General features: G+C 73.1%; 7 protein-coding genes. 3 read left to right on the top strand and 4 right to left on the bottom strand.

Features of this window, described 5'->3' with window-relative positions; genetic code table 11:
• Positions 1-247: 247 nt before the first annotated feature.
• Both D450_RS0127170 and D450_RS0127175 read right to left on the bottom strand, forming a co-directional pair.
• A complete protein-coding gene (locus D450_RS0127170; RefSeq protein WP_039821068.1) occupies positions 248-1,138 on the bottom strand; it encodes an alpha/beta fold hydrolase in 891 nt (296 codons plus the stop codon).
• A 153-nt stretch (positions 1,139-1,291) separates the two neighbouring features.
• Positions 1,292-2,731, bottom strand: a complete 1,440-nt coding sequence (locus tag D450_RS0127175) for a DEAD/DEAH box helicase (RefSeq protein ID WP_193789695.1) — start codon at positions 2,729-2,731, stop codon at positions 1,292-1,294.
• Between the two features lie 689 nt (positions 2,732-3,420).
• Between D450_RS0127175 and D450_RS0127185 the strand changes: the two genes are divergently transcribed.
• From D450_RS0127185 to D450_RS0127195, 3 genes are all read left to right on the top strand, one after another.
• Positions 3,421-4,128, top strand: coding sequence for a ferritin-like fold-containing protein (locus D450_RS0127185; protein ID WP_017541778.1), 708 nt, complete (start codon positions 3,421-3,423; stop codon positions 4,126-4,128).
• A 181-nt stretch (positions 4,129-4,309) separates the two neighbouring features.
• A complete protein-coding gene (locus tag D450_RS0127190) occupies positions 4,310-4,621 on the top strand; it encodes a DUF6401 family natural product biosynthesis protein (protein ID WP_017541779.1) in 312 nt (103 codons plus the stop codon).
• Positions 4,622-4,871: 250 nt separating this feature from the next.
• The gene (locus tag D450_RS0127195; RefSeq protein WP_017541780.1) at positions 4,872-5,114 is read left to right on the top strand and encodes a hypothetical protein; all 243 of its coding nucleotides are present in this window, start codon (positions 4,872-4,874) and stop codon (positions 5,112-5,114) included.
• 86 nt (positions 5,115-5,200) lie between these two features.
• On the opposite strand, the gene D450_RS0127200 is transcribed toward D450_RS0127195, so the two are convergent.
• Together D450_RS0127200 and D450_RS0127205 are read right to left on the bottom strand one after the other, a co-directional pair.
• Entirely contained in the window at positions 5,201-6,016 is an 816-nt protein-coding gene (locus tag D450_RS0127200) for a mechanosensitive ion channel family protein (protein WP_017541781.1), read from the bottom strand.
• 222 nt (positions 6,017-6,238) lie between these two features.
• On the bottom strand, positions 6,239-6,874 hold the full coding sequence (locus tag D450_RS0127205) for a TetR/AcrR family transcriptional regulator (protein ID WP_026124202.1): 636 nt from the start codon (positions 6,872-6,874) through the stop codon (positions 6,239-6,241).
• Between the last annotated feature and the right edge of the window lie 174 nt (positions 6,875-7,048).

The raw sequence follows: 7,048 nt of genomic DNA on the forward strand, positions 1-7,048 counted from the left end.
CAATCTCCCCGGACCACCGACCACCCGGCGGCCGACCGGCGGCATCAGGAAACCGCTTCCCCTTGTCGTCGCGGCTCATCTCCCCGCACTCCGCCGGCCCGCCGCTCGGCCGGGGCCCGTGAGCGGGGCACCAGCCTTCCCGTCTGCGCAGTCGCCTCGGCTCGCACCGAGCGCCGAGGGGCCGGCCTTCTTCCCGAGACAGGAGCCGTCTCCCGGCCGTCGACAGTTCACGCCGGGGGCGGCGGGGTCACTGGTCCCTGGCAGGCGTCTCCACGGCGTTCCAGAAGCGTGTCAGGGCGCTCGCGGTGGTCTCCGGGGCCTCGACGTTGGGGGAGTGCGCGGCGCCGGGGACGACGACCTTGCGGGCGGACAGCTCGTCCGCCATCGCGGCCTGGACCTCCGGGGGCCAGGCGTCGTCGTTCTCGCCGTACAGCACCAGCTTCGGCAGCGCGGTCGCGGCGAGTTCGGCGGTGCGGTCCCCGGCCGAGAGGATCTCCTCGCACATGCGCACCAGGCTCCGGGGGCTGTTGGCCAGCATTCTCCGGCGCAGGAAGTTCAGGATGTCGTCGGCGAGCCCGCTCTGCCGGGCCGGGCCGTCCAGGAACCGTTCCCACAGGTCCGCCAGCCGCTCGGGCGTCGGTTCGGCCCCCAGGTAGGCGATCAGCCTCTGGGCGTCGGCCACACGCTCCACGGACGGCACCGCGGCCGGTCCCGAGCTCATCAGGGTGAACGAGAGCAGGGGGGCCTCGTCCTCCAGCACGGTCTCGCGGGTCACCAGGCCGCCGTAGGAGTGGCCCAGCAGGTGCACCGGCCCGCCGTCGCCGACCTCTTCGGCCAGCTCCGCGACCGAGCGGCCCAGCCAGGCCGTCCCGTAGCCGTCGAAGTCCGCGGGGCCGGGCGACTCGTACTGGCCCGGCAGGTCCACGGCGAACACCGTGCGCCCCGCCTGCGCCAGCGTCTGCAGCAGGGCGATGAAGTCCTCTTTACTTCCGGTGAGCCCCGGTACCAGGACCGCCGGGCGGTGTTCGCAGCCGCCGGAGGTGGGCATCGCGCGCAGGGCCGCGAAGGTGCCAGCGGCGGTCGTCACATCGGTCCGCCGCACGCCGGGCGGGAGTTCCAGAAACCGGGGAGTGCTCACGACGGTTCACCCTAGACGATCTCGCGTCCGCCCAGAATCCGCAGGGTGCGGCGGGGCGGACGCCGATCGGTGGCGGGGCGCGGACCGCGCCCCGGGGGGGGGGGGGGGGCCCGGTGGGCCGCCCCCTCCTTCGTCATTCGGCGGCGGAGGGGATCAGCCCTCCTGGCCCTTCTCCTGCGGGGCGCCCTTCACATCGACACCGCTGCGGGTGCGGCGCCGCCTGCGCCGCCGCGGCGTGGGAGCGGACCCCTCGTCACCGGATGCGGCCGGGGCCTGGGCGCCGCCCTCTGCGGCCGCCGGGGCGGACGCGCCGCGCCCCCCGCGGGTGCGCTTGCGGTTGCGGTTCCGCGAGCGCGACGGGCGCTCGCCCTTCTCGCCCTTCTCGTGGCGGCGCGGGCCGCCGGTGTCGCCGATGTCCTCGACCTCTTCGGCCTCCAGGCCGGCCCGCTCCTGGCGGTCCTTGGCCAGGCGCCCCTTCGTCCCCGCGGGGATGCGGAGGTCCTCGAAGAAGTGCTTGGAGGTGGAGTAGGTCTCCTCCGGGTCGGCGTTGTCGAGTTCGAGCGCGTTGTTGATCAGCTTCCAGCGCGCCATCTCCTGCCAGTCGACGAAGGTGACCGCGGTCCCCGAGCGCCCGGCGCGGCCGGTGCGGCCGATCCGGTGGGTGTAGGTCTTCTCGTCGTCGGGGCACTCGTAGTTGACGACGTGGGTGACGTCGTCGACGTCGATCCCGCGCGCGGCCACGTCGGTGGCCACGAGCACGTCGATCTTGCCGTTGCGGAACGCCCGCAGCGCGCGCTCGCGCTGGCTCTGGCCCAGGTCCCCGTGGACGGCTGCGGCGGCGAAGCCGCGCGTCTTGAGCTCGCCGGCGACCTTGTCGCACACCCGCTTGGTCTGGCAGAAGACCATGCTCAGTCCGCGGCCGTCGGCCTGCAGCAGACGGGCCAGCATCTCGGCCTTGTCCATCTGGTGCGTCCGGTAGGCGAACTGCTCGATGTGGCTCGTCGTGGTGGCGTCCGGATCGTCGTCGTCACCGGCGCGCACGTGCGTGGGCCGGGTCAGGTAGTTCCGGGACAGCGCCACGATCTCGCTGGGCATGGTCGCCGAGAAGAGCATCGACTGGCGCTCGTCGGGAATCTTGTTGAGGATGCGCTCGATGTCGGGCAGGAAGCCCAGGTCGAGCATCTTGTCGGCCTCGTCGAGGACGACGGCGCGCACCCCGGCCAGGCTGAGGTGCTTCTGCTTCTCCAGGTCCAGCAGGCGGCCCGGGGTGCCGACGACGACGTCGACCCCCTGCTTGAGCCCGTCGATCTGGGGCTCGTAGGCGCGCCCGCCGTAGACGGTCAGGATCCGCGCCTTGGTGCGCTTGCCGGCCGTGGTCAGGTCGGCCGCCACCTGGATCGCGAGTTCGCGGGTGGGGACGACGACCAGGGCCCGCGGGCGCTTGGACTCGCCGGGCGACTCCTGGGCCAGCTGCAGCAGCGGCAGGCCGAACGCGAGCGTCTTGCCGGTGCCGGTGCGCGCCTGTCCGATGATGTCGGAGCCGTTCAAGGCCAGGGGGAGCGCCAGGGACTGGATCGGGAAGGGCTCGATGATCCCTTCGGCTTCGAGGGCGTCGGCGATCTCGGTGCTGACACCCAGATCGCGGAACGTCCGTCGGGGTTCGCTGGTGGTCTCTGTGTTCGTCAGGGCTCATGCCTCCATCTGGGCGGGCCGCGCGCTCTCTGCGGCGGCCTCGGCGGCGGTGCGGTCGGCCTTCCCGGCGGCACCGCGGCCGCGCGGTCGTGTGCGCCGGTGCGGCGCCTGGGGCGGGTTCCGCCGCCCTCCTCGGCGCGGGCCGGGTCCGTCCGGCGCGGCCGGGTGCCGCGCGGGGCGCCCGCCGTTCGGGCGCGCCGGTCCGTCCGCTCTCTGTTGTCCTGGTGCGCGGTGCTCGGCACCACGCGGATTCCTCCGCTGCGGGGCGCCTCCCGCGCCCGGCCGGGGCGGCCGGTGCGCGGCGGCGGAACCGGCCGCAGCCGGGGGGAGCGTCCGCGCCCTTGGCGCTCGGCCGCCGATCACGGAGCCGAGTCTATCGCGGCGCCCCGCCGCTGGACATGCCGCTTGCCGCGGCACCGTCCGGCGGGTCCGCGCGGATCGGGTGCGGGCGCCCCTGAGGGCCCGGTGGTGGAACGCCGCGCGGGGCCCGGAATAATCCCCGCGCGGTCACCGGCGTCCGGACCGCCCTGCTCCCGACGGGGCGGGACGGCCGGGCGGGACGGGTCCGCGAGCTGGTTAACCTTGCCTGCATGACCAATCCCTCCGCTCCCTCCGCGCCCGCGCCCGGCGGCGTCATCGACCTGCTGGGCCTGCTGGCCTACGCCGAACTCGTGTCCTTCTTCCACCTCGCCGACGTCGCTGGCCTGGCGCCGGACCTGGTCGCCAAGGGCGAGCTGGCGGGGGTGGCCGCCACCGAGTACCGGCACTACCGGATGCTGCACGCGCGGCTGGAGGAGCTGGGCGCCGACCCGGAGGCGGCCATGGAGCCGTTCGTGGAGCCGCTGGACGCCTGGCACGCCGGTACCGAGCCGCAGAACTGGCTGGAGAGCCTGGTCAAGATCTACGTCGGCGACGGCATCGCCGGCGACTTCTACCGCACCATCGCCGACCACGCCGATGCCGGAACGGCCGAGGCGGTGCGCGGCGCGGTCTCGGAGAGCGAGCGGGCCGAGCCGATCGCGGCCCGGGTGCGCGCCGCGGTGGAGGAGGACCCCAAGCTCGCCGGGCCGCTGTCGCTGTGGGCCCGGAGGCTGGTGGGCGAGGCGCTCAGCCAGGCGCAGCTCGTGGCCGCCGCGCGGCCGGAACTGGCCGGGCTGGTGGCCCGCGGGGCGACCGGGGAGGCCTCCGGCGGCGGCGAAGGCGGGGGGCGCGGCGACCTCGCGGCCGTCAGCAGGGTCTTCGCCGGCCTGACCGAGGCGCACACGGCGCGGCTGGAGGCGATGGGGCTCAGCGGCTGAGGCCCCGGAGGCCCCGATCCCCGTCCGTGTACGGCGTTCGGGGGGCGGAAGCGCAGGTCAAGGAGGGGCGCCCGGGAGGGTGAGGCCGGTCACTCGGACACGGGCAGGTCATGTTTCGGTCCCGAATTGACATATAGTCGGACAGGTTCCCGACCGTCCCCGGCCGTGAGGTAGTACGTCCATGCGCAGTGGGTTCGACGCGCAGGGCCCGCTGGCCCGCCTCTCGCGAGAGTTCGATGTCTTCGGCCCCCTCGGCGGGGGTGCCGACCCCTGGCTCACCGCTGAGCTGGACCAGCACGCCGCCGCGGTGCGCGACTCCATCGCCGCCGGCGGCACCCGGCTGAGCCGCCGCAGCCTCACCGGCTACCTCCGCGGGTTCGTGGACGGCTGCCGCGAGCGCGGGTGGCACAGCACGTCGGCCGGGTACGACTGGGAGACCCTGCGGCTGCTGGCGATCTGCCGCCTGGCCAAGGAATGCGGATTCGTCCGCTAAGTTGGTCTGGCCCCAGTGGAACCTCAGGCGCAGGAGCGCGCGCCGATCCGCGAAGTGATCTCACCGAGGCGCTCACGGGGCGTACGCTGATCCGTACCCGGGGTCACGTATCGGCCGCGGGCCCCTCACCTGGGTGGGGAGCCCCCCGCAGCCGGCGCACACGGAGCGGAATCCGAGAAGCCCCCTCGATCGAGGACCCGCCCCGGGATCGAAGCTGCGGCCGAGAGGCGCCGCGAGAAAGGAAGAGCGCATGAGGAGCGGTCGGCACGGGGCCGTTCGGCCACCCGTCGGAGTCCTGATCCAGCAGGACCGCACCGACTTCGTTCTCTTGGCCGTGATCCTGCTGGTGTCCGTGGCCGTCATGGCCGTGACCGGGTGGAGCAGCCCGGCCTTCTGGATCTCGGTCCTGTCCCTCATGGCGACGGTGGTCCTGGTGATCCGGCGCATCGACCGCCTGTCCCGCGACGAGCTGCGCGCCGAGGAACTGCTCTGACCTGAACGTGCGAAGGGGGCGGGACCGGAAGGTCCCGCCCCCTTCAGGAGCGCCCGAGGGTCTCTCCGGGCGCGCCAGGGCGTCGATCAGGTCTCGTCCGGTCCGCGGCGCTCACCCCCCGTGGAGTGCCGCCCCGAGGACATCCCGTGCGCGGCGTGCTCGGCGCCCTCCTCGCGCTGCTGCGGCATGCCGCCGGCCATCGCGTCCGAGCGGCCCGAGGAGTAGCCCTCGGCCCCCTGGATGCGCGACGTCTCCCGCTCGGCCGCGTCCAGCCAGCGGGACCACCGCTCCTGCATCGGGCGGATCATGCCGCCGCCGACGCCCACCACGAGGATGCCGCCGACGGTGGCCAGCACCGCGATCAGCACCGGCTGGGTCACCGTGGTGGCGACCCCGATCTGGTTCAGGGCCGCGATGACGCCCAGCGCCATGATGAACACGCCCGCCAGGTTGGCGACCAGCCGCCCGTAGCTGAGCCCGCCCATGGCCCCCGAGACGACGTCCCGTGCGGCCTTGGCGATGATCCCGGCCACCACCACGATGACCATCGCCACCACCGCCTGCGGGATCCAGGCGACCACGGCGTTGAGCATCTGGGTGATCGGGTTGGTCGGCCCGAACACGCTGAAGGCCAGCTGCAGGGTCACCAGCAGACCGGCGTAGTAGACGATCTTGCCGCACAGTTCGCTCGCCGAGTACCGGCTGCGCTGGAAGTACTCGCCGACCCCCGTGCGGTCCAGCCCGCGGTCGAGCCCGACGCGGGCCAGGCCCTTGCCCACGACCATGCCGAGGAACTTGGCCACCAGCCAACCGATGATCAGGATGGCCAGGAACGCGGCGAATCTGGGTACGAAGGCCGCGATGGCGGTCCACGCCGTCGTCAGCCCCTGCCCGATGTCCATGTCGTCTCACCCCCGATGGCGCCCCGCCCGGTACCCGGGTGCGCGCCCCGCGTACGCTCGGCGAAACCGAAACGAATCGCTTCTCACCACCGCGATTACCCGTTATGAGCAGGGCCGAATCTTCGGAGAGTAATGAATCGCGACTCTGAGTAAAGAGTGGGTCAAACGCCGGTCACCCCGGCCTGTGGTCCAGGCCGGGGTGGGTGCGGGAAGGCCGACGCCTTAGGGCTCCTGGCCCTCCCGGGTCAGATCCCAGCCGGCCAGGCCGCGCCAGGCCAGGCGGGCCACCAGCTGCTCGGCGGCCTCCTTCGGGATCGACCCGCTCAGGCTCAGCCAGTAGCGGGCGCTCGTCTCGGCCATGCCGACCAGGCCGATGCTCAGGATGTGCGCCTCGTCCTCGGAGATGCTGGTGTCCTGGCGGATCACCTCGCTGATCAGCGCGGCGCAGCGGTGCAGCGTCTGCTCCAGCTTCTCGCGCACCGCCGGAAGGTTGCGCAGGTCCGACTCGAAGACCAGGCGGAAGGCCTCGCCGTCGCCGGCCACGAAGTCGAAGAACGCCTGGAAGCTCGCCTGCACGCGCTCCCGGTTGTCCGTCGTGCTCTCCAGCGCCTCGCGCTGCTTCTCCACCAGGGCCTCGGAGTGCTGCTCCAGCAGGGCCAGGTAGAGCTCCAGCTTGCCCGGGAAGTGCTGGTAGAGCACAGGCTTGCTGACGCCGGCGCGCTCGGCGATCTCGTCCATGGCCGCCTGGTGGTAGCCCTGAGCGACGAACACCTCCTGGGCGGCGGCAAGCAGCTGCCGCCGGCGGGCGAGCCGGGGGAGGCGGGTCCCCCGCGGCCGGGCGTCTGAAGGAGCTGTCACACCCACACCCTCCGAACTGGTGCGGCACAGCGGGCGCCGCAGTCGACGGTCGAACAAGGAACGCGTCGCGGAGTCGCGGAGTGGGGAGCCGTTCCGACGCATATTCCTTCTGGTCATCTTACTGGGACGTAGGTTACGCCCGCCCGTCGCCCACCACCACCCTCAGCGGACGGA

Origin of the sequence: Nocardiopsis halophila DSM 44494 (assembly GCF_000341245.1) — a bacterium.
Taxonomy (GTDB): domain Bacteria; phylum Actinomycetota; class Actinomycetes; order Streptosporangiales; family Streptosporangiaceae; genus Nocardiopsis_A; species Nocardiopsis_A halophila.